Genomic DNA, 25,881 nt, shown 5'->3' with positions numbered 1-25,881 from the left:
CTTGTTGGAGTCTGTCGGAAGAGATGCGGTAACAGTTGACCGAGACACGGTCAAAACCCTTGACAGTGCCCCTGGGTGGAGGTGTGATCCCACAATCTTCGTTCGGTTGTGTTTGGTTAACACTCCACGGAAGGGTTGCGATGAGCGCCTCATCTTCTGCCGGCAGGACTGTAGGCCGCCCCACCACCGCGCCGCCGATGACGCGCCGGAGTCTGCTGCGAGGAGCCGCCGTCGGCGTCGGCGCGGTCACTCTTCCGGCGCTGCTCGCCGCCTGCGGAAGCGGGCCGGGCGGGGACGGCAAGACCGTGACGATGGGATCGAACGCCTCCGACGAGGTGCCCCGGAAGGCGCTCCAGGACGTGCTCGACGCGTTCGAGAAGAAGTCGGGGAAGACGGTCGAGGTCAACACCGTCGACCACAACACGTTCCAGGAGAACATCAACCGCTATCTGCAGGGACGGCCGGACGACGTGTTCACGTGGTTCGCCGGCTACCGCATGCAGTTCTTCGCCGAGCGCGGGCTGCTCGCCGACATCAGCGACCTGTGGAAGGGCTTCGACGGGTTCTCCGGCGCCCTGAAGGACCAGTCCACCGGCGCTGACGGCAAGCAGTACTTCGTGCCGATGTACTACTACCCGTGGGCGGTCTTCTACCGCAAGAGCGTCTTCGAGCAGGGCGGCTACGAGATCCCGGAGACCTTCGACCAGTACACCGCCCTGGCCAAGCAGATGCAGAAGGACGGCCTGGTCCCCTTCGCCTTCGGCGACAAGGACGGCTGGCCGGCCATGGGCACGTTCGACTACCTCAACATGCGCGCCAACGGCTACGACTTCCACAAGTCGCTGATGGCCGGCGAGGAGTCCTGGACCGGCCCCCGGGTGCGCGAGGTCTTCGACCTGTGGCGCGGCCTCATGCCGTACCACCACGAGGGCGCCAACGGCCGCACCTGGCAGGAGGCCGCCCAGTCGCTCGCCCTGAAGAAGACCGGCATGGGGGTGTTCGGCCTGCCGCTGCCCGGCCAGCAGTTCTCCGAGGAGGACCGCGCGGACCTCGACTTCTTCCCCTTCCCCGAGATCGCTCCCGAGCACGGCCGGGACGCGGTCGAAGCCCCGATCGACGGCTACCTCATGTCGTCCAAGGCCAAGAACGAGGAGGTCGCGCGGGAACTGCTGAAGTTCCTGGCCACCCCGGCGGCCGAGGAGACGTACCTGAAGTCCGACCCCAACAACGTCGCCGTCCACTCCGGCGCCGACACCTCCTCCTACGGCCCGCTGCAGAAGAAGGCCGCCGAGTTGGTCTCGGGCGCCAAGCAGATATCCCAGTTCCTCGACCGGGACACCCGCCCGGACTTCGCCTCGACGGTCATGATCAAGGCGTTCCAGGACTTCATCGACGACCCCGACGACATCGACGGACTCCTCAACGGCATCGAGGCGCAGAAGAAGACCATCTTCACCGAGAACCAGGAGTAGCCCGCCGTGCCGCCCGCCACCGCTCGCGAACGGCGCACCCGGCGGCGGGGTCTGCGGCGGTTCTCCGCCCGCGACCTCGCCGTCACCGGGGTGCTGCTGGGCTTCGCCATCCTGCTGGACCTGTTCATCATCTGGGGGCCGACTGTCGCCTCCGTCACCCTGTCCTTCTCCTCCTGGGACGGGCTGTCCGACCTGCACTGGGTCGGCGGCGACAACTACGACACGCTCGCCGGCGGCGACTACCCGGCGTTCTGGCCCGCGGTGCGCAACAACCTGCTGTGGATCGCCTTCCTGGGGCTGGTCGCCACGCCCTTCGGGCTGCTGCTCGCGGTGGTCATCGACCGCGGGGTGCGCTTCTCGCGCTTCTACCAGTCCACGATCTACCTGCCGGTCGTGCTCTCCCTCGCCGTCGTCGGCTTCATCGCCCAGCTGATCTTCTCCCGCGACCAGGGCGCGCTGAACGCCATCCTCGGCAACCAGGACAACCCCACCGACTGGCTCGGCGACCGGGACCTGAACATCTGGATGGTGCTGCTGGCCGCCGCCTGGCGGCACACCGGCTACGTGATGATCCTCTATCTGGCCGGGCTCAAGGCCGTGGCGCCGGAGCTGAAGGAGGCCGCCGCCATCGACGGCGCGAACGAGCGGCAGACCTTCCTGCGCGTGGTCTTCCCCACGATGCGGCCGGTCAACGTCGTCGTCCTCGTCATCACCATCATCGAGTCGCTCCGCGCCTTCGACATCGTCTACGCCATCAACAAGGGCAGAAACGGCCTGGAGCTGCTGTCCGTGCTCGTCACCGACAACATCATCGGCGAGGCCAGCCGCATCGGCTTCGGCTCCGCCATCGCCGTGGTGCTGCTCACCGTCTCCCTGGGGTTCATCGTGACGTACCTGGTGCAGGAGATGCGCGGGGAGGAGAGCCGATGACCGCCGACATACCCACCACCGCCGGGCCGCGCCCCGGCACCGCGCCGCCGGCCGCCAAGCCGGACCGGGCGGCGAAACGGCCCCGCCGGGGCCGCTTCGGCGTGCACATCTTCCTCGGCGGGGTCTCGCTCGCCTTCCTGGCGCCGCTGCTCCTCGCCGTCTACGCCTCGCTGCGCCCGTACGAGGAGACCGCGGAACACGGCTACTTCTCCCTGCCCCGCAGCCTGTCCTTCGACTACTACCGGCAGGCGTTCTCCGACTCGGAGATGAGCAAGTACTTCATCAACTCGATCATCATCGCCGTGCCCGGCGTGCTGATCGTGCTGTTCCTGGCGTCGTTCGTCGCCTTCGTGGTGGCCCGGCTGCGCATCCGCGGCGGGCTCTTCCTGCTCATCCTCTTCACCGCGGGCAACCTGCTGCCCCAGCAGGTCATCGTCACCCCGCTGTACGTGATGTTCAACCGCATCGAGCTGCCGTACTGGATGTCCGAGTCGATGCTGCTCTACGACTCCTACTGGGCCGTCATCCTCGTCAACGTCGGCTTCCAGATGGGCTTCTGCGTCTTCGTCCTGGCGAACTTCATGCGCGCGCTGCCCAACGAGATCCTGGAGGCCGCCATCGTCGACGGCGCGGGGGTGTGGACCCGGTACTGGCGGATCGTCCTGCCCCTGTGCCGCCCGGCGCTGGCGGCGCTGGGGACACTGCAGTTCACCTGGATGTACAACGACTTCCTGTGGGCGCTGGTCTTCATCTCCGACGGCGACAAGCTCCCGATCACCTCGGCGCTGAACAACCTGCGCGGCCAGTTCTTCACCGACTACAACCTGCTCGCCGCGGGCTCCGTGCTGGTCGCGCTGCCGACCATCGTCGTCTTCCTGCTGCTCCAGCGCCACTTCATCGCCGGGCTGACGCTCGGCTCCACGAAGGGGTGAGGAGGCGGCGGCCCGGGGGGAGCCGTCGATCAGCCCTTCTGATCACCGGACCGGGCCGCCGTACCCCGCCCGCGCGCGACGGGCGGCAGACGCCACCCTGCCCGGCCGCGGGGGCGCGGTGCAGGGGCCGAACGGCCCCCCGCCGGACCCCGGACGGCCCGGTTCGGCCGCGCAGCGCCGGTGCACGGGCCCGCGGGCGGCTCGAATCGGTCGGCGACCCGATGCAATCGCGCCGGGTCGCGGGCGTGCAACGTAGCCGGGCGGCCAAACTCTTCGCGCGGAGTTTCCCCGGGAGCAGGTAGCGGGCAACTCTCTGGGGGCGGCTGAGAGGGGGAACATGTGATCGTCTGGCTGAACGGCGCATGGGATACGGGTCTGCGCCGCGTCGCGCGCGAGCTGGTGGAGCTGACGCCGGGGAGCATCCTCTACGACCCGGAGCTGACCGGCGGACAGCTGCGCCGGCTGCTGCCGCAGAAGCGGCTGGAGGAGGTCGACGACGAGCAGGAGCTGCCGTCGTGGCGGCGGCTGGTGGTGGAGACGGCGGCGGCGCTGCTGGCGGAGGCGGACGGGCCGCTGGTGGTGCCGGCTCCGCTCTGGCGGCAGGAGCACCGGGACGAGATCTTCGGGCGGCTGGCCTCCCGCCGCTGCGAGGTGCGGCATGTGCTGGTCTCCTATGACGAAACGATCCTGCACGCCGGTCCCTTCCCGCGGTGGCTCACCGACGACGCCCACCTCGTCGACGCCGTGGGCCTCACCCCCCGCGAGGCCGCCGAAGAGGTCGCGGCCCGCCTGCGCGCCGGAGCCGGGCGCTGCGACATCGTGCAGAACTCCGAGCCCACCCGCGAGACGCTCGCCTCCGGCGTGCTGCTCTTCGACGACGCGGACCGGGTGCTGCTGGTCGACCCCACGTACAAGCCGGGCTGGGAGTTCCCCGGCGGCGTCGTCGAGGCCGGCGAGGCGCCGGCCCGCGGCGGCGTCCGGGAGGTGGCGGAGGAGCTGGGGCTGAGCCTGCGCCGGCCGCCCCGGCTGCTGGTGGTGGACTGGGAGCCGCCCCGGCCGCCCGAGTACGGCGGGCTGCGGCTGCTCTACGACGGCGGCCGGCTGCGCCCCGCCGAGACGGCCGGCGTCCTGCTGCCCGGGCCCGAGCTGCGCGCCTGGCGGTTCGTCACGGAGGACGAGGCGGGCGGGCTGCTGCCGTCGGTGCGGTTCAGCCGGCTGCGCTGGGCGCTGCGGGCCCGCCGCCGGGGCGCGGCGGTCTACCTGGAGGGCGGCACGCCGGTTGGCGACGGGGCGTAGCAACCCTATTGGCCCCGCCATTGCCCCGTTCGGCAGTTTCTGAGTGCGTGTCACCACCCATGTCTGCATAGCGTCTCTGCTAGCGGCGGCCCACGTCGCCGCGTCCCCCCACTTCAGGAGTTGACGACCGATGCGGATCATATCCACGGCGCTGGCCGCCGTGGCCGTCGGCGCGGTCGCCGCCGGCCTCACGGCCACGGTGGCGACGGCGCGGGACAACGACACCAACATCACCTCCTTCGGGTTCACCGTCACCCCCGAGACCGTCAAGCCGGGCGGCAAGGTCGATCTGACCGTGACGGAGTGCGACAAGGAGGCCACGGCCTCGTCGGCGGTCTTCGGCAAGACGACCCTCGGCATGGGTGGCGGCACCCAGAGCGCACAGGTGAAGGTCGACTGGGACGCCAAGCCGGGCGCCGCCTACGACGTGACCTTCACCTGCGACGACGAGTCCGGCACGGCGCCCCTGACCATCGCCGGCACCGGCGGGAACGGGGAGTCGGCGGTGGGCGGGGCCACGTCCCGGCCGCGGCAGCAGGCGGACGGGGACGCCACCCGGAAGGCCGAGCCCGCCCGGCCCGGCAAGGAGGCGCAGCCGGGTAAGGAGGCGGAGCCGGGTAAAGAGGCACAGCCGGGTAAGGACGCGCAGCCGGGCAAGGACGCCGTCCGGCCGGCGCAGCCGGCGAAGCCCACCCTTCCGGCCCGCGGCGGCCTGGGCGGCTCCCAGGACGGCGGCACCGCGATGCTCGCCGGCGGCGCCGGGCTCACGGCCGCCGGTGCCTTCGGCGGGGTCCTGCTCCTCCGGCGCCAGGAGGCGCCCGGGCGCGGCTGACCCGCGGCGCAGGCACCGGTCCGCATCGCGCGGCGCCCCGCGGCCCCTGGCCGCGGGGCGCCCGTCGCGGTCCGTACCGACTCCCCGCACGCCCACCCGCGCGGTCTCCCCGCGCTGCCCCGCGCAGCTCTTTCGCGCAGAAACGGTCCGCACCATGCACGAGCACCGCACCGACGACCCGTACGCCGCCATGCCGTACGGCATGACCCCGCACGGCGCTCCGCCCCACGACACGACCGGGTACGGGGCCGTCCCCCACGGCACCGCGCCCGGCGGCCCGCCGGCGGACCCCGGCGGCGACGGCGAGGGCGGCGGGAGCGTGGCCGCCGCGCTGCGCAACCGGTTCGCCGCGGGCGCCGTCGTCTGCGTGACGCTCCTGGGCATCGGCATGATCCACACCGCCCTCACCGGCGGCTTCGGCCCGCCACAGCCCTCCGCGCAGCACGCGCTCGCCGACGGCGGGCCGCCCGCGCACGCGCCGCTGCCGGTGTCGCCGCCCGTCGGGATCCGCATCCCCGCCGTCGGCGTCGACGCCCCGCTGACCGACGTCGGTCTCGACCCGGACGGCTGGCTGGCGGCGCCGCCCGCGGGCGTGCGCAACCTGGCCGGCTGGTACCGCGACGCCGCCACCCCGGGCGCCGCGGGCACCGCCGTGGTCACCGGGCACGTCGACGACGCCGCCGGGCCCGCGGTCTTCTACCGCCTCGGCGGCCTGGAGCGCGGCGAGGCGATCAAGGTGGACCGGAAGGACGGCCGCACGGCGGTGTTCACGGTCTACGCCGTCGAGTTCTTCGACGCCGAGGACTTCCCCGACCGGCGCGTGTACGGCGACACCGACCGCGCCGAGCTGCGCGTGCTCACCTGCGGCGGCGACTACCGGGAGGACGCGGCGGACCCCGGCTACGCCGGCAACGTCGTCGTCTTCGCCCGGCTCACGGCCGTCGGCTGACGGCACGCGCCGCGGCACCCGTCCGCCGGCGCCGCCGGCGCCGGCCCCGCGGCGTCAGCCCGCGCGGCCCTCCGCGTACCGGCGCAGGAACAGGGCCTCCGCGAACGACAGCCGCTCCAGCTCCTCCGGCGACACGCTCTCGTTGACCGCGTGGATCTGCGCCGCCGGCTCGGAGAGCCCGATCAGCAGGATCTCCGCCCGCGGGTACAGCCCGGCGAGGGTGTTGCACAGCGGGATCGTGCCGCCCTGCCCCGCGACCTGCATCTCCTCGCCCGGGTACGCCACGCGCATCGCCTCGGCCATCGCCCGGTACGCGGGGCTGGTGACGTCGGCGCGGAACGGCTGCCCGTCGCCGTACGGCTCGGTGCTCACCCGCGCGCCCCACGGCGCGTGCGCCTCGAAGTGCGCCCGGAGCCGCTCCGTCGCCTCGGCCGCGTCGTGGCCCGGCGGCAGCCGCAGGCTCACCAGCGCCGCCGCGCCGGCCTGCACCGACGGCGTGGCCTCGGCCACCGACGGGACGTCCATGCCGATCACCGTCACCGCCGGCCGGGCCCAGATGCGGTCCGCGACGCTCCCCGAGCCGATCAGCTCCACGCCGTCCAGCACCTTGGCGTCCCGGCGGAAGTCCTCCTCCGGGTACGCCAGGCCGTCCCACCCCGGGCCGGCCGCCAGGCCGTCCACCGTGGTCGAGCCGTCGGCGTCGCGCAGCGAGTCGAGGATCCGGATGAGCGCGCCGAGGGCGTCCGGGGCGGCGCCGCCGAACTGGCCCGAGTGCAGGTTTCCCGCCAGCGTGTCGACCTGCACCCGCAGCATCGTCATGCCGCGCAGGGTCGCGGTGACCGTGGGCACCCCGGCGCGGAAGTTGCCCGCGTCGCCGATGACGACCGCGTCGGCCGCCAGCAGCTCCGGGTGCTGCTCGGCGTACCGTTGCAGGCCGCCGGTGCCCTGCTCCTCGGAGCCCTCGACGACGACCTTCACCGAGACCGGTATGCCGCCGTTCTCGCGCAGCGCGCGCAGGGCGGTGAGGTGCATGAGGACGCCGCCCTTGCAGTCCGCCGCGCCCCGCCCGTACCAGCGGCCGTCGCGCTCGGTCAGCTCGAACGGCGGGCTGAGCCACGCCGATTCGTCGAGCGGCGGCTGTACGTCGTAGTGGGCGTAGAGCAGCACCGTCGGGGCGTCCGCCGGGCCGGGCAGGAACCCGTACACCGAACGCGTCCCGTCCGGGGTGTCGAGCAGGCGCACGTCCGTGAAGCCCTCGGCGGTGAGCGCGTCGGCGACCCAGCGGGCGGCGGCGTCGGACTCCGACGCCGGGAAGCGCTCGGGGTCGACGAGGGCGACCGAGCGGAAGGAGACCAGCTCGGCCAGCTCGGTACGGGCGCGCGGCAGCAGGCCGGCGACGGTGCCGGCGAGCCGATCGGTGTCCATGGGAACGCTCCTCGGGCGAACTGCGTTGTGTCCTGCGGTGCCGGTCCCGGAATCGGGGCGAGCGGTGACGATCATCGCACAGCGGTGCGCCGTTCTAGGATGCGGCAGATGGACGCCCCGGGCGGGGGCGGCCGGGAACAGGAGCAGAGAGCCAACGTGACCAGCGAGAACCCTCCAGAGCTGCCCGAAGAGACGCCGCGGCCCGCGGCCGACGGGGCGCCGGCCGGCCGGTCCGGTGCCGAGGCCGGCGGGGACCCGGACGTCTGGGACGTCGTCGTCATCGGCGCCGGCCCGGCCGGGGCCTCGGCGGCGTGCGCCGCCGCCGGCCAGGGGCGCCGCGTCCTGCTCCTGGAACGCTCCGCGCTGCCCCGCTACAAGACCTGCGGCGGCGGCATCATCGGCCTCTCCCGCGAGGCGCTCCCGGACGGGGTCGAACTGCCGCTGCGCGACCGGGTGAACGCCGTGACGTTCACCATGCGCGGGCGGCTCGGCCGCACCCGCCGCTCCCGCCGCACGCTGTTCGGGCTCGTCAACCGCGCCGAGCTGGACGCCCGGCTGGCCGAGGCCGCCCAGCGCGCGGGCGCCCGGCTGCGTACCGGCGTCACCGTCGCCCGGGTCGAGCAGCACGGCCCCGACGTGCCCGACCGGCGCACGGTCGCCGTCCACCTGGCCGACGGCGAGAAGGTGCTCGCCCGCGCGGTGGTCGGCGCGGACGGCAGCGCCGGGCGGACCAGCAGCCACGTCGGGGTGGAGCTGGAGCAGGTGGACCTGGGGCTGGAGGCGGAGATCCCGGTGCCGCCGGAGGTCGCCGACGACTGGCGCGGCCGGGTGCTGATCGACTGGGGCCCGCTGCCCGGGAGTTACGGCTGGGTCTTCCCCAAGGGGGACACCCTGACCGTCGGCGTCATCTCCGCCCGCGGCGACGGCGCCGCGACGAAGCGGTATCTGGAGGAGTTCACCGCCCGGCTGGGCCTGGCGGGCTTCGAGCCGAGCCTGTCGTCCGGCCACCTCACCCGCTGCCGGGCGCACCACTCGCCGCTGTCCCGCGGCCGGGTCGTGGTCTGCGGCGACGCCGCCGGGCTGCTGGAGCCGTGGACGCGCGAGGGGATCTCGTACGCGCTGCGCTCCGGCCGGCTGGCGGGGGAGTGGGCGGTGCGCATCGCGGAGGCGCAGGACGCGGTGGACGCGCGCCGCCAGGCGCTCAACTACGCCTTCGCCGTCAAGGCCGGGCTGGGCGTGGAGATGGCGGTCGGGCGGCGGATGCTGGCGGCCTTCGAGCGGCACCCGGCGGTGTTCCACGCGGCGCTGACCGGGTTCCGGCCCGCGTGGCACATGTTCACGAAGATCACGCAGGGGTCGACGACGCTCGGCGAGATCGTCCGCACTCACCCGGTGGCGCACCGGGCGCTGTCGCTGCTGGACCGGAAGGGCGCCGCGCTCAGCGGGTCTCGGTGAGCCGGAAGACCGGGTGGTCGGGGGCGGCGGCGAGCAGCTCGTCGTCGGAGGAGGCGGCCGTCACGCCCTGGAAGTACTGGTTGACCTCCCAGCCCCAGCGCTTGAGGTAGCTGCGCAGCACGGGGACGGCGGTGGCGGGCGGCAGCTCCTCGACGGTGAAGCGGCGCACCTTGCGCCCGACGCGCAGCTCGCCGCCGCCGGCCGCGCGCATGTTCCGTACCCACTGGGAGTGGCCGCGGGCGGAGACGAGGTAGTGCCCGCCGTCGTGGGTGTGCGGGTTGACGGGCAGGCGCAGCATCCTGCCGGAGGTGCGGCCGCGCACGGACAGCTCGGCGGTGCCCAGCACGCTCACGCCGCGGCGCGCGAGCCAGCCCACCACCTTGTTGAGCCGCGAGGCGACGGGGCCGGCCTTGAGGTAGTACGGCTGCGAGGTCATCGGGTCCTCCCGGACTGTGAGAGCGGTGATCTGTTTCGAGAGCGGTGCTCTCGACGGCTCCCAGTGTGCCGCAGAGTGGTGCGCCATGGCAAGAGCAGTGCTCTCGATTGTGTGCACTGATCTCGCGGTGGCAGACTGGCCCCATGACGAAGGTCACCGGAGCCAGGCAGCGCGCCCGCGGCGAGATCGCGGAGACCATCAAGGCGGAGGCCAGACGCCAGCTCGCCGAGGCGGGCGCCGCCCGGCTGTCGCTGCGCGCCGTCGCCCGCGAGCTCGGCATGGTCTCCTCGGCGCTCTACCGCTACTACCCCAGCCGCGACGACCTCCTCACCGCGCTCATCATCGACGCGTACGACAGCGTGGGAGCCGCCGCCGAAAGCGCCGTGCCCCCCGCCGACTCCGCCGCCGACCCCGCCGGTGCCTACCCCGTCGCCCGCTGGACCGCCGTCTGCCACGCGGTACGCCGCTGGGCGCTGGCCCACCCGCACGAGTACGCCCTGCTCTACGGCTCCCCGGTCCCCGGCTACGCCGCGCCGGCGGACACCAACGCCCCCGCCTCCCGGGTCGCCCTCGCGCTCATCCGGATCGTCGAGGACGCCGCCGACGCCGGGCTGCTCGACCCCGCGGCCGTCGGGTCCGCCGCCGTGCTGCACGACGCGGAGCAGCTGGTGCGGCGGCTGGACGTGCGGCTGCCGCCCGCCGCGATGGCGCGGGTGACCGCGGCCTGGGCGCAGCTCTTCGGGCTCGTGGGCTTCGAGGTGTTCGGCCAGTTCCACCAGGTCGTCGACGCCCGCGAGGAGTTCTTCGGCCTGACCGCGGCGGACCTGGGCCGCGGTGTCGGCCTCCGCACCCCCGCCGGCCGACCCGCGCCGGCCCCGCCTGCGCCCGGCGGCCACACCCACCGCTGAGCAGGTACTCCGCCGGGAGTACACCGGGTGTCCGCGCAGGGCTGACGCCCGGGGGCACCGCCGCCGGTTAGCGTTTCAGCCATGCGACGCGGAGGACCCCCGTGGCGGGCACGGGACGACGAGGCCGGCGGCCGGCGACGGCCGCCGTTCGCCGGGCCCCACGCCCCGGGCGGCCCGCCCGGGGCCGGCGGCGACCCGGACGACCCCGACGCCCGGCCGCTGCCGGGCCTGCTGCGCTGGCTGCCCAGCCGCGACCGGCTGCCCTGGCGCTCCACCCTCTTTCTGACCCTCTTCATGATCGTCGGCACCCACGGCGCCTCCCGCGGCTCCGACCGGGTCGGCGCCTTCCCCGGCACCCTCGGCTTCCTCCTCGCCGCCGCCGTCCTGTTGCTGCTGCGCCACCGCCACCCGCGCACCGCGGCCTTCGGCACCGCCGCCGTCTGCCTGGGCTACCTGGCCGCCGGCCTCCCGTACGGGCCGATCTTCCTCAGCGCCGCCGTCGCCTGCTTCGCCGCCGTCTCGGTGGGGGAGCGGCACGCCGCCTGGGGCGCGCTCGCGCTGCTCTTCGCCGGCCACGTCACGTACACCTCGCTCCTCTACCGCTGGCTGCCGCCCGGCGGGGACGACGGCGGCCACTGGGGCCAGGTGCTCTTCGTCGCCGCCTGGGCGGCGGCGGTGCTCGCGGGCGGCGAGCTGATGCGCACGCGCCGCGAGCAGTGGGCCGCCCTGCGCGCCGAGCGCGAGCAGGCCAGGCGCCGCCGCGCCGACGAGGAGCGGCTGCGCATCGCGCGCGAACTGCACGACGTGCTGGCGCACAGCATCTCCGTGATCAACATCCAGGCCGGCGTCGGCCTCGCCCTCCTCGACCAGCAGCCCGAGAAGGCCCGCGAGGCGCTGACCACCATCAAGTCCGCCAGCAAGGAGGCACTCGGCGAGGTGCGCCAGGTGCTCGACGCGCTGCGCACCCCCGGCGGCGCCCCGCGCTCCCCCGCCCCGGGCCTCGACCGGCTCGGCGAGCTGCGCGAGCAGGCCGCCGCGGCCGGTCTGACCGTGGACGTCACCGTCGACGGCACGCGCGTCCCGCTGCCGCCGGGCACCGAGCTGGCCGCGTTCCGCATCGTCCAGGAGGCGCTGACCAACGTCGTCCGGCACTCCGGCTCCCGCACCGCCCGCGTCGTGGTCGCTTACGCCCCGGCCGAGCTGGAGCTCCAGGTCGACGACGACGGCCCGGCCACCGCGGGCGGCCTCACCGGCGGCGGCAACGGCCTGGTCGGCATGCGCGAGCGCGCCGCCGCGCTCGGCGGCACCGTCGAGGCGGGGACCCGCCCCGACGGCGGCTTCCGGGTGCGGGCCCGGATCCCGCTCCCGGCGGATACGGTGAACGCCGGCCGCGAGCCCCGCGGCCGCGACATCCCAGAGGAGCGCCAGTGATCCGCGTGATGCTCGCCGACGACCAGGTGCTCGTACGGGCCGGCTTCAGCGCCCTCCTCGACGCCCAGGAGGACGTCGAGGTCTGCGCCGAGGCGGCCGACGGCGGCGAGGCCGTCGCCCTCGTACGCGAACAGCGGCCGGACGTCGTCCTCATGGACATCCGCATGCCGGTCCTGGACGGCCTGGAGGCCACCCGCCGCATCACCGGCGACCCGGATTTGACGGACGTCAAGGTCGTCATGCTCACCACCTTCGAGCTGGACGAGTACGTCTTCGAGGCGATCCGCTCCGGCGCGTCCGGCTTCCTGGTCAAGGACACCGAGCCGGAGGAGCTGGTGCGCGCGGTACGGGCCGTGGTCGAGGGCGACGCGCTGCTCTCGCCGGGCGTCACCCGCCGGCTGATCTCCGAGTTCGCCGCCCGTTCCAAGGAGCCCGCGGCGGCCGCGGCGCTGGACGAGCTGACCGAACGGGAGCGGGAGGTGATGGCGCTGGTGGGCATGGGCCTGTCCAACGAGGAGATCGCCCGCCGGCTCGTGGTCAGCCCGCTGACCGCCAAGACGCACGTCAGCCGGGCGATGGTCAAGCTCGGGGTACGGGACCGGGCGCAGCTGGTGGTGCAGGCGTACGAGTCGGGGCTGGTCCGCCCCGGCTGGCTCGGCTGACACCGCCCCGTGCCTCACCCGGCCCACGCTCACCCGGCCCACGCCGCCGGCCGCGCCGCCGCCGTGCCCAGCCCCGCCGGCGGCCCGCCCGGCAGCCCCGGGCCGCCCGCGTCCTCCGCCAGCTCCGCGGCCCCGTACCGCCGTACGTGCCGGTGCCAGTTGAGGATCCCCGCCATCCAGTTCTGCAGGTCGCGTACGTAGCCCTCGACCGCCGCGCGCGTCCCGGCCGACGCCCCCAGGTCCTCGAACAGCACCGGCAGCCCGGTCGCCAGCACGTGCTCGAACTGCCGCATCCGCCCCGTCGTCAGGTCGTGCACGATCCGTACCGCGTCCGCATAGCCGACGTCGAAGAAGTTCTGCACCACCAGCACGCCGTTGTGGATCTCGCCCTCGTACTCGATCTCCTTCTGGTACGAGAAGAGATCGTTGAGCAGGCAGGCGTAGTCCATGGCGGAGTTCTCCAGCGCCGCCACCGGCCCGCTGTCGTAGACCTCCGGCGGCACGGCGTCCCCGCGGCGCAGCCGGCACAGGTACTTCGTCATGTCGGACCCGAACGTCGCCCGGCGCATCTCGACGTAGTCGACCGGGTCCGGGACGCGGTGCTGCGCCTGGTTGGACAGCTCCCACAGCCAGGCGTCGAGCATCACGTCCACCGCCGCCCGGAACCGCGCCCGCTGCTCCGGCGCCATCGGCCCGGCCGTCCGCCGCCACAGGTCGGCCAGCCCGCGCTCCAGCGCGTTCGCCGGCGGTGGCGCCGCCGCCCCGTCCTCGACCGGCATGCACCGCTTCAGCCGGTCGTTCGAGGCCCGCGCCCCCGCGAGGTCGTGGACGCGGCCGAAGACGGCCGGGTAGTAGTCGTCCCCGTACGTGCCCCAGGCCAGCCAGAGGGAGGCCAGGACCAGCTCCTCCTCGCCGGCGTCCGGGTGCAGCCCCGCGGCGCACAGCGGGAGGTCGTAGCCGCGCACGCGGCGCGCGTCCCACACGTGCGAGCCCGGCACGCCGGGCTGGGGCCCGAGGGCGCCCGTCTCGCGGCACCATTCGAGGGTCCGGGTCCGGGCCGTGTCGAGGTGCCCCGAGAGCCGCAGCCGGTACGGCATGTGCATCCCAGGCACCACCGACGGGCCGGTGCGCCGGTGCGGCGCGACCGCGTACGCGCGCAGCCGCGTCGCCCCGGTGGCGGTCGCCGGGCCGTGCGCGCCCGCCCCCGGCTCCGCGGGCGTGGACAGCAGGGCGGGCGGCCCGGCCGCGGCGCCCTCGTTCATGTACCGGCTGGAGCGCAGATGCCACTCGTGCCCGCCGGACTGCCAGTCCTGCAACCCCTTCGCGTACGCCGTCACCCGCGCGCACTCGGCCGGCGTCAGCCCCTCCTCGGCCAGCAGCGCGGGCAGTTCGGTCAGCGCGGTGTGCTCGAACTGCTGCATCCGGGAGGTCAGCAGGTCGTTGACGCGCTCGGCGGCCTCCTGCGTGCCGCAGCCGAGGAAGGTCTCCAGCACCAGCACGCCGTTGCTCAGCTCGCCCTCCTCCTCGACCTCGCGCCGGTAGGAGAAGAGGTCGTTGCGCAGGTGCACGGCGTCGGAGAAGGTGTCGCGCAGCACCAGCAGCGGCCGGGACCCGGCCACCTGATCCGGCACCTCCGCCGCCGCGGCGTACTCCACCAGCCCCGCGGACCACGGCGCGCCGCCGACCTTGCGCCGCATCTCCACGTACTCCACGGGGTTGGCCACCCGCCCCTCGTCGATGTTGGCCAGCTCCCACAGCGACTCGTCCAGCAGGTTCACGGTGCTCCGCGCGAACCGCCGCCGCCACCCGGCCGACATCGCCGGCACCGTGCGCGCCCACAGGTCCGCGAGCCCCGCCTCCACCGGGTTGCGCGGCTCCGGCATGGCGGCCGCGGCCGGCTCCACGGGCATGAACGCCGGCAGCCGGTCCAGATACGCCTTGGCGCCGGCCCGGTCGCGGTCGCGCTTGAACGCCTCCACGAAGTGGTCGTCGAAGAAGAAGACCCACACGTACCAGTCGGTGACCAGCGAGAGCACGTCCGCGGAGCAGTCGGGGTGGGTGTACGCGCACAGCAGCGCGTAGTCGTGCGCGTCGAGGTCGGCGGTGTCCCAGATGCCGGAGCCCTCCAGCATCCCCATCCCGCGCGCCCAGGCCCGGGAGTGCGTCCGGGCCTGCTCGACGTGCGGGTTGAGCCGCGCGGGCCACGGCAGGTAGAAGGCCGGCAGTTCGAACGGCTGCTTAGGCGGCATCCGCCCTCCCCTTCGTTCGTTCGCGTTCGGCGCCGGGGGCAGCACTACCCCCGGGCCCGCCGCCGCACCCGGGGAAGCACCCGTGGGGGTGACGTCCGGGGCGCGCGTGCGGATCGGCGTACGGGCGGGGCGCGCGGGCGTACGGGCCGGGGGCCCCGGCGCGTACGGGCTCAGCCGGCCCAGCGGTAGCGGTGCTCGGGCCGCCCCGTGCCGCCGTACTTCAGCGACAGCTCGGCGCGGCCGGACTCCGCGAAGTGCTCCAGGTAACGCCGCGCGGCCACCCGGGAGAGGGCCGCCGCCTCCGCGCACTCGGCCGCCGACAGCCCGCCCGGGTGCCCGCGCAGCACCCGTTCCACCAGCTCGGCGGTGCGGGCGTTGAGCCCCTTGGGCAGCGCGCCGGACACGGTGGGGCGGGCGCCGAAAAGCCGGTCGACGTGCGCCTGCTGCACGCCGTCGGCGGCGTCGAGGGCGTCGAGCCGGGCGCGGGTGGCGGCGATGTGGCGCAGCTGCTCCTGGAGCGCGGCCTGCGTGAACGGCTTGATCACGTAGTGCAGGGCGCCGCCGTGCAGCGCGCCGCGGATGGTCTCGGCGTCCCGGGACGCGGTGATGACGAGCACGTCGGTGTCCGCGTGCTCCCCGGCGCGCAGCCGCCGCAGCACCCCGATGCCGTCCATGTCCGGCAGGTACACGTCGAGCAGCACCAGGTCGGGCCGCAGCCGCGCCACCGCGCGCAGCGCGCCGGCGCCGCTGTGCGCGACGCCGGCCACCTCGAAGCCGTCGGTCGCCGTGACGTAGCGGCTGTGCAGCCTGGCCACCATGAAGTCGTCGTCGACCACCAGTACCCGGATCACGGCGGTCAGGCTAGCGCCCCGGGCCCGCCCGCACCGGGACCAGAACGACCAGAACTTTCCTTGCGTTCACAAGCGCGACACCCCGCGGTCACGGCGGGAGCATGTGGCGACGCCCGGACCCCAGTGATCGTCCACGGCTCCGCGGAGCCGGATTCCCGAAGAAGAGGCGGTGAACCGAACCGTGCGCCTGCCGACCACTCTACGCACCCCGTTCGCGCTCGCGGCGGCGGCGCTGCTGGTGCTCCTCGGACCGCCGCTGATCACCGAGGGGGACGGCGCGGCCGGGGGCAGCCGGATCCCCGGCCTGGAGCTGATGGTGCCCAACACCCCCGGCGGCGGCTACGACATCACCGCCCGCACCCTCGCCCGCACCATCGAGGAGGCCGACCTCGGCAGCAACGTCGAGGTCTTCAACCTCCCCGGCGCCGGCGGCACCGTGGGCCTGTCCCGGCTGGTCGGCGAGCACGGCAACGGCAAGCTCGCGATGTCCATGGGCCTCGGGGTCACCGGCGCGGTCCGGACCAACACCACCGACCACACCCTCGCCGACACCACCCCCCTCGCCCGCGTCACCCAGGAGCCCGACATCGTCGTGGTCCCCGCCGACTCCCCGTACCGGACCTTCGAGGACCTGCTGGCCGACTGGAAAGCCTCCCCGGGCAAGACCCCCGTCGGCGGCGGCTCGTCCCCCGGCGGCCCCGACCACCTGGCGCCGATGCTGATGGCCCGGGCCGCCGGGATCGTGCCCAAGGAGGTCAACTACGTGCCGTACGACGGCGGCGGCGAACTGCTCGCGTCGATCCTCGGCGGCAAGGTCGCCTTCGGCGTCTCCGGCGTCGGCGAGTACCTCGACCAGATCAGGGCGGGCGAGCTGCGCGTCCTCGCCGTCACCGGCGGCGAGCGGCACCCGGGCCTCGACGCGCCCACGCTGCGCGAGGTCGGCATCGACGTCGCGTTCACCAACTGGCGCGGCTTCGTCGCCCCGCCGGGGCTGTCCGACACCGAGCGGAAGAACCTCATCCACCTCTTCGAGAAGCTGCACGACACCGACGAGTGGCGGCAGGCGCTGAAGAAGAACGGCTGGACCGACGCCTTCCTGACCGGCGAGAAGTTCGGCGACTACCTCGACGGGCAGGACCGGCGCGTGGTCTCCGTACTGAAGGAGCTGGGCCTTTGAATCCTCCCCCAGCTGAAGCAGGGGATTCCTGGCTCACACTGCCTGCGAGTCAACGACCCGACAGGTCTTCCGCGATCAACACCAGCCGGGTTGAAACCAGCCCGGGTTTGGTATGGCGATGTTCTGAGAGGTGCATGTGCCGTCTTGGTTCTCGAGCAGCACGCGCGGGAGGCTTGGTTCTCGCAACCCGCGCCCGGAACGCTACCACTTCCTCGCCCTCCTGCGCGGCAGGTCCGAACTCGGCGTCTGCGTCCTGCTGCTGGCGATCGGCGTGCTGGTGCTGGTCGACGCGCTGCGCATGGACACCGACTTCGCCCAGCGCGGCCCGGTCGGCCCCGAGGCCGCGCCCACCGTCGTCGGCATCGCCCTCCTCGTCGTCGCCGCGCTGCTCGCCGTCGACGTGCTGCGCGGCGGCAGGGGCGAGGCGGAGGGCGGCGGGGACGTCGACCTCGACGCGCCCTCCGAGTGGCGGACCGTGCTGCTGCTCGCCGGCGTCTTCCTGGTCACCGCCTTCCTCATCTCCCCGTTCGGCTTCCCGGTTGCCGGCGCACTGCTCTTCTGGGGCGCCGCGTTCGCCCTCGGCAGCCGCGCGTACACCCGCGACCCGCTCATCGCGGCCGTGCTGTCGGTGGCCACGTACGCCGTCTTCGACAACCTGCTGGGCGTCCCGCTGCCCGGCGGCCCGCTCATGGAGGTGCTGTGAGATGGACTCCCTGACCTCCCTCCTGGACGGCTTCGGCACCGCGCTGACGCCCGTGAACCTCCTCTGGGCCGCCGTCGGCGTCCTGCTCGGCACGGCCATCGGCGTCCTGCCCGGCATCGGCCCCGCGATGGCCGTCGCGCTGCTGCTCCCCGTGACGTACGGGCTGGAGCCCACCGCCGCGCTCATCATGTTCGCCGGCATCTACTACGGCGGCATGTTCGGCGGCTCCACCACCTCCATCCTGCTCAACACCCCGGGGGAGAGCGCCGCGGTGGTCGCGGCCATCGAGGGCAACCCGATGGCCAAGTCCGGCCGCGGCTCGCAGGCCCTCGCCGCCGCGGCGATCGGGCACTTCGCCGGCGGCATGATCGGCACGATCCTGCTGGTCGTGCTCGCCCCGGTGATCGCGGACCTGGCCGTCGACATCGGCGCGCCCGACTACTTCGCGCTCATGGTCCTCGCGTTCATCGCGGTGACCTCCGTGCTGGGCCGCTCCCGCGTCCGCGGCTTCGCCTCGCTGCTGATCGGGCTGACGCTCGGCCTGGTGGGCCTGGACCGGATGACCGGGCAGGAGCGGCTGACGTTCGGCTCGCTGCAACTCGCCGACGGCATCGACGTCATCATCGTCGCGGTCGGCCTCTTCGCCGTCGGCGAGGCGCTGTGGGTGGCCGCGCGGCTGCGCTCCGGCCCGCAGGGCCCGATCCCCGTCGGGCGGCCGTGGCTCGACCGCTCCGACGTGCGGCGCACCTGGAAGCCGTGGCTGCGCGGCCCCGCGATCGGCTTCCCGTTCGGGGCGATCCCGGCGGGCGGCGCGGAGATCCCCACGTTCCTGTCGTACGTGACGGAGAAGCGGCTGTCGAAGCACAAGGACGAGTTCGGCAAGGGCGCCATCGAGGGCGTCGCCGGGCCGGAGTCCGCGGCGTCCGCCTCCGCCGCCGGGACGATGGTGTCGATGCTCACGCTCGGGCTGCCGACCACCGCGACGGCCGCGGTGATGCTGGCCGCGTTCCAGCAGTACGGCATCCAGCCCGGCCCGCTGCTCTTCGACCGGGAACCCGACCTGGTGTGGGGCCTGATCGCCTCGCTGTTCCTCGGGATGCTGCTGTTGCTGGTGGTCAACCTGCCGCTGGCGCCGGTGTGGGCGAAGCTGCTGCGTATCCCGCGGCCGTACCTGTACGCGGGCATCCTGTTCTTCGCGGCGGTCGGCGCGTACGCCGTCAGCGGGGAGGCGGTCGACCTGGTCGTCCTGCTGGTGATCGGCCTGGTCGGGCTCGGCATGCGGCGCTACGGGCTGCCGGTGCTGCCGGCGATCATCGGCGTCATCCTCGGGCCCGCGGCCGAGCAGCAGATGCGCCGGGCGCTCCAGCTCAGCGACGGCAGCCTCAGCGGGCTGGCGAACACCCCGTTCTCCGTCACGCTCTACGCCGTCATCGCGCTGATCCTGCTCTGGCCCCTGGCCCGGCGGCTGGTCACCAGCGGCGCAGGACGAGCCCGACGCGGATCACGAACACCGTAGCCCCCGCCGCCTGCGCGGCCGTGACCAGCCCCGCCCGCGCGTCGCCGTGCACCGCGCCGAAGAACAGCGCGGGCGCGGCGACGGCGAGGAACACCGCGCCGCCCAGCAGCGCCGCCGTGACGGCCGCGTACACGATCTCGACGGTCGCGGCGTCCCGTTGGCGCTGCGTCCTCGGTCCCCTCATGTCGCCCCCTTCCGCCCCCGAGACTATCCGGGCCCGCCCGTGTTCAATCCGTTGCACACCGGCCGTCACATCGCGCTCACGGGCTGGTACGGTGCCATGCCATGGCAACGGGGAGCGCCGAGGGCGCGGTCGTTTCTCAGTGGCGGGAGATCCGCGCGGTGCACGCGCGGGCTGTGGGCGAGCTGGACCGTGAGCTGCATCGATACGGCATCGGGGCCAGCGACTTCGAGGTGCTGGACGTGCTCCTCGGCATGGTGGACGCCGGCGACGGGGCGAGCCTGCGGGTGCAGGAGCTCGCGGACCGGGTGCACCTGAGCCAGAGCGCGCTGTCCCGCCTCGTCGGCAGGCTGGAGAAGCACGGGCTGGTGGCCCGCGGGATGTGTCCCGAGGACCGCAGGGGCGTCAAGGTGTGCGTCACCGACGCGGGCCGTACGCTGCACGCCGAGGCGCTGCCGGTGCAGCGGGCGGTGCTCGCCCGCACCGTCGGCATCAGATGACCCGCCGCCCCGGCCGGGTCCTCAACTCGGGCGCGGGCGCGTCGCGTACTGCATCGCGTACGCGATGACCGACGCGGCCCCGGCGAGCAGTGCCACCGTGCTCAGCGCGGCGCGCAGCGAGAACCAGTCGGCGAGGAAGCCGATCGCGGGCGGGCCGAGGAGCATGCCGCCGTAGCCGAGGGTGGACGCGGCGGCCACGCCGTGCGGCCCGGCCAGCTCGCCGGCGCGGCCGATGGCGATGGGGAAGATGTTGGCCAGGCCGAGCCCGGTGAGGGCGAAGCCGGCCAGCGCGCCCCAGACGGACGGGGAGAACGAGCCGAGCAGCATGCCCGCGCAGGCGGTCGCGCCGCCCGCGACCAGGGCGCGGTTCTGGCCCAGCCGCAGCAGCAGCGCGGTGCCGGAGAGCCGGCCGGCGGTCATGGCGAGGGCGAAGACGGAGTAGCCGGCGGCGGCCAGGCCCGGGCCGGCGTCGAGGGACTCCTTGAGGTGCAGCGCGCTCCAGTCGGCCATGGCGCCCTCGCCGTACGCCGTGCACAGCGCGACGAGGCCGAGCACGCCGACGAGCAGCCGGACGCGCCCGGCGGGCAGCGCCGTACGCGCCCCCTCCGCGCCCGGCGCCGCGGCCGGCTCTCCGGCGCCCGAGGCGGCCGGCGGGGGCTCCGGCGCCGGGAGGGCGAGCAGCGCGCGCCCCGCGAAGGCGGTGACGGCCAGCCCCAGCAGCGCGAGCAGCAGCAGGTGCCGGGTGGGGGAGAGGTGGCCGGCGACGAGCGCCCCGAGCCCGGCGCCGAGCATCCCGCCGAGGCTGAACGCCGCGTGGAAGCTGGGCAGTACCGGCCGGCGCATGGCGGCCACCAGGTCGACGGCCGCGCTGTTCATGGCGACGTTGATGGAGCCGAACGCGGCGCCGAAGACCAGCAGCACCAGCCCGAGCGCGACGGCGGAGCGGGTCAGCGGCGGCAGCATGACGCCGGCGCAGAGCAGCACGGCGGTGGCCACCGTGACCACGTGGGCGCCGTAGCGGCGGATCAGCCCGCCGGTGAGCACCATGGTCGCCACCCCGCCCGCGGACACGCCGAGGAGCGCCAGGCCCAGCGCGCTGGGCGAGGCGCCGGTCTGGTCCTTGATGTCGGGGATACGGACGACCCAGCCGGCGAAGACGAAGCCGTCGAGGGCGAAGAAGACGGTCAGGACGATACGGAGTCGGGTGAGCCGCGCTCCCGCGGCGCCGCCGGGCGGGGTGGTGCCGCGGAGTCGTCGGGGGAGGGCGGCCCGTATTTTGTTTAGCGTCGGCACAAAGACAGAATAGGAGGGTGACGCCGACTCGTACAAGGCCCGCGGGACCCGAGAGAGGCCGCAGCGCGCTGGGGCCCGCGCTGGAGCTCGTCCACACCGGCCGCGCGCCCACCCGCGCCGTGCTCACCTCCGAGCTGGGGGTGACGCGCGCCACCGCCGGCGCCGTCGCCGCGGAGCTGGCGGCGCTCGGCCTGATCACCGTCGACTCCCGCCCCGCCGCCGCGCCCGGCCACCAGGGCCGGCCCTCCCACGGCCTGGCCGTGAACCCCGACGGCCCCGTCGTGCTGGCCGCGCAGGTGCACGCCGACGGCTTCCGGGCCGCGCTCGTCGGGCTCGGCGGGCGCATCGTCGCCACCGCCCCCGGCTGCGGCACCGTCCCGGAGGACCCCGGGCACGTCCTGGCCGCCGTCGTCGCGGAGGGCGCCGAGCTGCTGCGCGCCACCGGGCGCCGGTGCGTGGGCGCCGGCCTGGCCGTGCCGTCCGCGGTCGCCGAGCCCGACGGCGAGGCCCTCAACCCGCTGCACCTCGCCTGGCCCGTGGGCGCGCCCGTGCGCCGGATCTTCCACGAGTGCCTGGCCGACTCCGGCATCGGGTTCACCGCCGCCCCGCGGGCGTTCACCGGCAACGACGTCAACCTCGCCGCCCTCGCCGAGCACCGCCACGGCGCCGGCCGCGGCTCCGCGCACCTGCTGTGCGTCGCCACCGGCCACCGCGGCGTCGGCGGCGCGCTCGTCCTCGACGGTCGGCTGCACACCGGCAGCGCCGGCCTCGCGCTGGAGGTCGGCCACCTGACCGTCAACCCCGACGAGGGCCTGCCCTGCCACTGCGGCAGCCGCGGCTGCCTCGACGTCGAGACCGACCCGCTGGCGCTGCTGACCGCCGCGGGCCGGGCGCCGGGGCCGGAGGTCTCGCTGCTGCGGCAGGCGTGCGAGCTGGTGCGCGACGAGTACGCGGACCCGGCCGTCGCCGCCGCCGTCGCGGTGCTCGTCGACCGCCTCGGGCTCGGCCTCGCCGGCCTCGTCAACATCCTCAACCCGGACCGCATCATCCTCGGCGGCCTGCACCAGACACTGCTGGCCGCCGCCCCGGAGCGGCTGCGCGCGGTCGTGGCGGACCGCAGCCTGTGGGGGCGCAGCGGGGAGGTGCCGGTGCTGGAGTGCGCGCTGGACCACAACAGCCTGGTCGGCGCCGCGGAACTCGCCTGGCAGCCGGTGCTCGACGACCCCCTGGGCGTCCTGGAGCCGTAGCCTACGGCGGGGTCACAGCGGGGACGGGTCGCCGCGCAGCCGGCTGAACATGTGGCCGTCGCGCCACTGCCCGTTCCGGAACTCCGCGGCGCGGATGACGCCTTCGAAGGTGAACCCGGCGCGCTTCAGCGACCCCTGCTCGGCGAGGTTCTCCGCATGCGTGGCGGCCTGGATGCGCTGCACGGGCGTGTGCCGGAAGAGGTAGTCGCAGAGCAGGGCCTGCGCCCGCCAGCCGATGCCGCGCCCGCGCCACTCCGGCAGCAGCGCGATGCCGATCTCCCAGTACTTCCCGAGCCCGGCGTACCCGCCGCTGTGGTAGCTGACCAGGCCGGCGGCCCCGCCCTCGGCGCCGACGTCGACCATCAGCCGGCTGTCGTCCGCGCCGAGCCACCCGTCCGCGGCGAACCGCCTCGCCGCCGCGGCCGCGTCGCGGAACCCGGCCCAGTCGAGGCCGACGAGGCCGGGCTCGACGGCGAAGCGGCGGAACATCTCCAGATCGTCCTCGCGGACGGGACGCAGACGTACGGTCAGCCCACCGACCACGGCCGAGGGCTCCGCGGGCATGCCGGTCGTCATGCCGGCCGACCCTACCCGCCGGCACCGCACCGCCTTCCGGCCGCCCGTCGCCGGGCAGCGGCCGTACGGCCCCTCGCGCCCCTCCCGCCCCGGTCGCGGACGTCCGCGGGCCGGACCGCCGTCCGGTCCGCGGCGCCCGCGCCGGTGGGGGGTTGCCGCCCGCCCGGCCGGCCGGGTGCCGGGTCCGGCACGGCCGGGCGGAGCGGCTACGGAACCGCCGCCAGGCTGCGGGGAAGCGAGCGGACCCGATGCCGCACAGTCAACTCGCCACCCGTGCCCACCGGGAGGGCGCACACGCCACGACCGCGGGCGCGCACTTCACACCCCGTGTGAAACGCCCTCGGCTACGCTGGCGAACACCCTGCACGCAGGAGGGCACATGGAGCCCAACACCCTGCTCGACGCGGCCCTCGACGAGGCCGGGATCTCCCACGCCGGGCTCGCCGCCCACGTCAACCGGGCCGGTGCCGCCCGCGGTCTGCGGCTGCGCTACGAGCACACCGCCGTCGCCCGCTGGCTGAAGGGCCAGCGACCGCGCGGCCAGGTCCCCGACCTCATCTGCGAGGTGCTGGCCGAACGCCTCGACCGCCCGGTCACGCTGGACGACATCGGCTTCGGCTCCGCCGCCGGCACCTCGTCGGGCGGCGCCCCGCTCGCCCGCTTCGTCGAGCGGGCCACCGCCCTGTGGCGCTCCGACGAGCAGCAGCAGCCGCACGTCGTCGGCGCCCGCGCGCTCACCGGCACCCCGGCCGTCATCCCGGTCTGGGAGTGGGAGAACCCGCCGGAGGACGGCGACGTCTCCCGGACCGGGCCCGTGCACGTCAGCGAGGCCGACGTCACCACCCTGAAGGCCGCCCGCGCGCACTACGAGCAGATGTACCGCAAGGCCGGCGGCATGGCGACGCGCGCCCGCGTCGTGCGCTTCCTCAACTCCGAGGCGGCGCCGCTGCTCCGCGGCTCGTACGGCGACGAGGTGGGCCGCCGGCTGCACCGGGCCACCGGCGGCCTCGTCGCCGTCGCGGGCATCTGCGCGTACGACTCGGACGCCCTCGGCCTGTCGCAGCGCTACTTCCACCAGGCGCTCCGGCTGGCCAAGGCCAGCGGGGACCGCGGCTTCGGCGCGTACGTCATCGCGATGCTCGTCAACCAGTCGCTGTTCCTGCGGGAGTACCGTCAGGCCGTGGCGTTCGCGGAGGCCGCGCTGCGGGCCGCGGACCAGGACGTGAGCCCCGCCCTGGCGGCCGATCTGTACGCGATGCAGGCCAAGGCGTACGCCTTCCTCGGCGACCGCTCGGGCACCCTGGGCTGCATCCGCCGCGCCGAGTCCGCCGCCGGGCGGATCAGCGCCCGCCAGGAGCCGGCCGAGACGGACTACGTCCAGCCGGGTCTGGTCAATGTGCAGGTCGCCGAGGCGCTCTTACGCATCGGGGACCTGCGCGCCGCCCGCGAACAGGCGGCGGCCGCCGTGCACCGGCCCGCCCACGACCGGGGGCGGGTGCACCGGCTGGCGATTCTGAGCCACGTCGAGCTGCGCCAGGGGGACGCCGAGGAGGCGGCGCAGGCGGCGCTGGAAATGGCACGGGCGGCCAGAGGGATGGAGTCGCAGCGGCTGCGGGACAGGTTGCGCGCGGTCCGTCGCCATCTGACCGAGACCGGCGGAGGGGGGACCGCCGAGGCGGCGGAGCTGATCGACGCGGCGTTGCGCGTTCCGCTCTGAGCCGGGGGCCGTCACCGCCACTGGACGGCGACAAGGGGGATGGTACGTGCGATGGAGGAACCTCAGGGAGCACACCGTGTACGAAAACCGCTGGTTCCGCGTCAACCTGGCCGACGTGGAACTCCCGGACGGGCGCCACCTTGACCACTATCTGATCCGCCTGCGACCCGTCGCCGTGGCGACCGCGGTCAACGAGGCGAACGAGGTGCTGCTGCTGTGGCGGCACCGTTTCATCACCGACGTCTACGGATGGGAGCTGGCCGCCGGGGTGGTGGAGGACGGGGAGGACCCCGAGACCGCCGCCGCCCGCGAGATGGAGGAGGAGACCGGCTGGCGGCCCGGCCCGCTCACGCACCTGATGACCGTCGAGCCGTCCAACGGCCTGACGGACGCCCGCCACCTCATCTACTACGCCACGGAGGCGGTGCAGATCGGCGACCCCGAGGACGACTTCGAGTCCGACCGGCGGGAGTGGGTGCCCCTGAAGGGGGTGCCCGACATGGTCGGCCGCGGCGAGGTGCCCGCCGCGAACATGGCCGCGGCGCTGCTGATGCTCCACCACCTGCGCCTCGGCGCCTGATCCGGACGGCCCGGGCCGCCGGCCCCGCGCTACGTGGGACCGGCGGCCGGTGGGCCGGGTCTGCCGCTCGGCGCCGCTCAGCGGCCCAGCGCCTGCCATAACGCCAGCGCCATCGCCGCCGCGCCGGTGAGCGCGGCGATCGAGGGCAGTGGCCAGCGCGAGTGCTCCAGCGAGGTGACGCGTGCCGTGAGTTCGTCGATCTCGCGCTCCATCTGCTGACTACGCTGCGACAGCAGTGCGAGCCGCCCGTCGATGCGGGCCAGGCCCACGTCGAGGGAGCGCCGGATCTCGGCGAGCTCGGACACGACCGCACTCGTGTCGGGTTCCGTGGCCACGGTTCTGCTCCTTTGTCCCGTCCGTGCCCCGCGTCCACCGTCCATGGAAGGCCACCGGGGGCGTACGCGGGAGCGTGTGGAGGGTGCATATGCACGTGCCCCGGGCGCACCCCGTGTGAATTCGTCACGCACAGTGACCGCGGGCGGGGCGCCGGGAGCAGCCGGAGACCGCCCGGGTACTCCGCCGGGAGCAGGCCGGGTGCCGCTGGCCGTACGACGACCCGGACC

25 protein-coding genes are annotated in these 25,881 nt (G+C 74.4%); 17 read left to right on the top strand and 8 right to left on the bottom strand.

The window, feature by feature from the left end:
• Window positions 1-197 precede the first annotated feature (197 nt).
• The 6 genes from ACHZ99_RS19735 (at window position 198) to ACHZ99_RS19710 (ending at window position 6,411) form a co-directional block, all read left to right on the top strand.
• Window positions 198-1,472, top strand: a complete 1,275-nt coding sequence (locus ACHZ99_RS19735; protein ID WP_420305960.1) for an ABC transporter substrate-binding protein — start codon at window positions 198-200, stop codon at window positions 1,470-1,472.
• Between the two features lie 6 nt (window positions 1,473-1,478).
• Window positions 1,479-2,402: a carbohydrate ABC transporter permease gene (locus ACHZ99_RS19730; protein WP_420305959.1), complete on the top strand. Its 924-nt coding sequence runs from the start codon at window positions 1,479-1,481 to the stop codon at window positions 2,400-2,402.
• Complete coding sequence (locus ACHZ99_RS19725) at window positions 2,399-3,334, top strand: carbohydrate ABC transporter permease (RefSeq protein ID WP_420305958.1); 936 nt, start codon at window positions 2,399-2,401, stop codon at window positions 3,332-3,334. The genes ACHZ99_RS19730 and ACHZ99_RS19725 overlap by 4 nt, the downstream gene beginning before the upstream one ends.
• A 339-nt stretch (window positions 3,335-3,673) precedes the next feature.
• A complete protein-coding gene (locus tag ACHZ99_RS19720; RefSeq protein ID WP_420305957.1) occupies window positions 3,674-4,630 on the top strand; it encodes an NUDIX domain-containing protein in 957 nt (318 codons plus the stop codon).
• 130 nt (window positions 4,631-4,760) lie between these two features.
• On the top strand, window positions 4,761-5,462 hold the full coding sequence (locus ACHZ99_RS19715) for a hypothetical protein (protein WP_420305956.1): 702 nt from the start codon (window positions 4,761-4,763) through the stop codon (window positions 5,460-5,462).
• Window positions 5,463-5,616: 154 nt separating this feature from the next.
• Complete coding sequence (locus ACHZ99_RS19710; RefSeq protein ID WP_420305955.1) at window positions 5,617-6,411, top strand: class F sortase; 795 nt, start codon at window positions 5,617-5,619, stop codon at window positions 6,409-6,411.
• A gap of 54 nt (window positions 6,412-6,465) precedes the next feature.
• On the opposite strand, the gene ACHZ99_RS19705 is transcribed toward ACHZ99_RS19710, so the two are convergent.
• Window positions 6,466-7,836 carry a dipeptidase gene (locus ACHZ99_RS19705; protein WP_420305954.1) on the bottom strand — a complete coding sequence of 457 codons (1,371 nt, stop codon included), beginning with the start codon at window positions 7,834-7,836 and terminating at the stop codon, window positions 6,466-6,468.
• A gap of 108 nt (window positions 7,837-7,944) precedes the next feature.
• On the opposite strand from ACHZ99_RS19705, the gene ACHZ99_RS19700 reads away from it, so the two are divergent.
• The gene (locus ACHZ99_RS19700) at window positions 7,945-9,291 is read left to right on the top strand and encodes a geranylgeranyl reductase family protein (RefSeq protein ID WP_420305953.1); all 1,347 of its coding nucleotides are present in this window, start codon (window positions 7,945-7,947) and stop codon (window positions 9,289-9,291) included.
• On the opposite strand, the gene ACHZ99_RS19695 is transcribed toward ACHZ99_RS19700, so the two are convergent.
• Window positions 9,275-9,727 (bottom strand): nitroreductase/quinone reductase family protein, encoded by a 453-nt coding sequence (locus ACHZ99_RS19695; RefSeq protein WP_420305952.1) that lies wholly within the window; start codon window positions 9,725-9,727, stop codon window positions 9,275-9,277. The two genes, ACHZ99_RS19700 and ACHZ99_RS19695, sit on opposite strands and share 17 nt — an antisense overlap.
• Window positions 9,728-9,870: 143 nt before the next feature.
• Between ACHZ99_RS19695 and ACHZ99_RS19690 the strand changes: the two genes are divergently transcribed.
• The 3 genes from ACHZ99_RS19690 to ACHZ99_RS19680 all read left to right on the top strand — a co-directional run bounded on the left by ACHZ99_RS19690 (window position 9,871) and on the right by ACHZ99_RS19680 (window position 12,728).
• On the top strand, window positions 9,871-10,635 hold the full coding sequence (locus ACHZ99_RS19690) for a TetR/AcrR family transcriptional regulator (RefSeq protein WP_420305951.1): 765 nt from the start codon (window positions 9,871-9,873) through the stop codon (window positions 10,633-10,635).
• An 81-nt stretch (window positions 10,636-10,716) separates the two neighbouring features.
• Complete coding sequence (locus tag ACHZ99_RS19685; protein WP_420305950.1) at window positions 10,717-12,066, top strand: sensor histidine kinase; 1,350 nt, start codon at window positions 10,717-10,719, stop codon at window positions 12,064-12,066.
• The gene (locus ACHZ99_RS19680; protein WP_420305949.1) at window positions 12,063-12,728 is read left to right on the top strand and encodes a response regulator; all 666 of its coding nucleotides are present in this window, start codon (window positions 12,063-12,065) and stop codon (window positions 12,726-12,728) included. Before ACHZ99_RS19685 ends, ACHZ99_RS19680 begins: the two co-directional genes overlap by 4 nt.
• A gap of 29 nt (window positions 12,729-12,757) precedes the next feature.
• Here ACHZ99_RS19680 and ACHZ99_RS19675 read toward each other — a convergent pair whose 3' ends face one another.
• Window positions 12,758-14,977, bottom strand: a complete 2,220-nt coding sequence (locus ACHZ99_RS19675; protein WP_420305948.1) for a terpene synthase family protein — start codon at window positions 14,975-14,977, stop codon at window positions 12,758-12,760.
• A 170-nt stretch (window positions 14,978-15,147) separates the two neighbouring features.
• On the bottom strand, window positions 15,148-15,828 hold the full coding sequence (locus ACHZ99_RS19670; protein ID WP_420305947.1) for a response regulator: 681 nt from the start codon (window positions 15,826-15,828) through the stop codon (window positions 15,148-15,150).
• A 181-nt stretch (window positions 15,829-16,009) separates the two neighbouring features.
• On the opposite strand from ACHZ99_RS19670, the gene ACHZ99_RS19665 reads away from it, so the two are divergent.
• The 3 genes from ACHZ99_RS19665 (at window position 16,010) to ACHZ99_RS19655 (ending at window position 19,224) form a co-directional block, all read left to right on the top strand.
• Complete coding sequence (locus tag ACHZ99_RS19665) at window positions 16,010-17,005, top strand: Bug family tripartite tricarboxylate transporter substrate binding protein (RefSeq protein ID WP_420306067.1); 996 nt, start codon at window positions 16,010-16,012, stop codon at window positions 17,003-17,005.
• A gap of 220 nt (window positions 17,006-17,225) precedes the next feature.
• Window positions 17,226-17,708: a tripartite tricarboxylate transporter TctB family protein gene (locus tag ACHZ99_RS19660; protein WP_420306066.1), complete on the top strand. Its 483-nt coding sequence runs from the start codon at window positions 17,226-17,228 to the stop codon at window positions 17,706-17,708.
• Between the two features lies 1 nt (window position 17,709).
• Window positions 17,710-19,224 (top strand): tripartite tricarboxylate transporter permease, encoded by a 1,515-nt coding sequence (locus tag ACHZ99_RS19655; RefSeq protein ID WP_420305946.1) that lies wholly within the window; start codon window positions 17,710-17,712, stop codon window positions 19,222-19,224.
• Here ACHZ99_RS19655 and ACHZ99_RS19650 read toward each other — a convergent pair.
• Entirely contained in the window at window positions 19,178-19,408 is a 231-nt protein-coding gene (locus tag ACHZ99_RS19650; protein ID WP_420305945.1) for a DUF6332 family protein, read from the bottom strand. The genes ACHZ99_RS19655 and ACHZ99_RS19650 overlap by 47 nt on opposite strands.
• Before the next feature lie 101 nt (window positions 19,409-19,509).
• Between ACHZ99_RS19650 and ACHZ99_RS19645 the strand changes: the two genes are divergently transcribed.
• Window positions 19,510-19,905 (top strand): MarR family winged helix-turn-helix transcriptional regulator, encoded by a 396-nt coding sequence (locus ACHZ99_RS19645; protein ID WP_420305944.1) that lies wholly within the window; start codon window positions 19,510-19,512, stop codon window positions 19,903-19,905.
• A 21-nt stretch (window positions 19,906-19,926) separates the two neighbouring features.
• On the opposite strand, the gene ACHZ99_RS19640 is transcribed toward ACHZ99_RS19645, so the two are convergent.
• Window positions 19,927-21,198 (bottom strand): MFS transporter, encoded by a 1,272-nt coding sequence (locus tag ACHZ99_RS19640; protein WP_420305943.1) that lies wholly within the window; start codon window positions 21,196-21,198, stop codon window positions 19,927-19,929.
• Between the two features lie 17 nt (window positions 21,199-21,215).
• Here ACHZ99_RS19640 and ACHZ99_RS19635 point away from each other — a divergent pair, with 17 nt between their 5' ends.
• The gene (locus ACHZ99_RS19635; RefSeq protein ID WP_420305942.1) at window positions 21,216-22,445 is read left to right on the top strand and encodes an ROK family protein; all 1,230 of its coding nucleotides are present in this window, start codon (window positions 21,216-21,218) and stop codon (window positions 22,443-22,445) included.
• 12 nt (window positions 22,446-22,457) lie between these two features.
• On the opposite strand, the gene ACHZ99_RS19630 is transcribed toward ACHZ99_RS19635, so the two are convergent.
• Complete coding sequence (locus tag ACHZ99_RS19630) at window positions 22,458-23,021, bottom strand: GNAT family N-acetyltransferase (RefSeq protein WP_420305941.1); 564 nt, start codon at window positions 23,019-23,021, stop codon at window positions 22,458-22,460.
• 379 nt (window positions 23,022-23,400) lie between these two features.
• On the opposite strand from ACHZ99_RS19630, the gene ACHZ99_RS19625 reads away from it, so the two are divergent.
• Complete coding sequence (locus ACHZ99_RS19625) at window positions 23,401-24,738, top strand: transcriptional regulator (RefSeq protein WP_420305940.1); 1,338 nt, start codon at window positions 23,401-23,403, stop codon at window positions 24,736-24,738.
• Window positions 24,739-24,784: 46 nt separating this feature from the next.
• On the top strand, window positions 24,785-25,318 hold the full coding sequence (locus tag ACHZ99_RS19620) for an NUDIX hydrolase (RefSeq protein ID WP_078898122.1): 534 nt from the start codon (window positions 24,785-24,787) through the stop codon (window positions 25,316-25,318).
• Window positions 25,319-25,395: 77 nt separating this feature from the next.
• On the opposite strand, the gene ACHZ99_RS19615 is transcribed toward ACHZ99_RS19620, so the two are convergent.
• Window positions 25,396-25,653: a hypothetical protein gene (locus ACHZ99_RS19615; RefSeq protein ID WP_027769898.1), complete on the bottom strand. Its 258-nt coding sequence runs from the start codon at window positions 25,651-25,653 to the stop codon at window positions 25,396-25,398.
• Window positions 25,654-25,881 lie beyond the last annotated feature (228 nt).

Source organism: Streptomyces sp. MAR4 CNX-425 (genome assembly GCF_048656465.1).
Lineage (GTDB): Bacteria > Actinomycetota > Actinomycetes > Streptomycetales > Streptomycetaceae > Streptomyces.
This window is presented reverse-complemented; position numbering and strand designations above follow the sequence as displayed.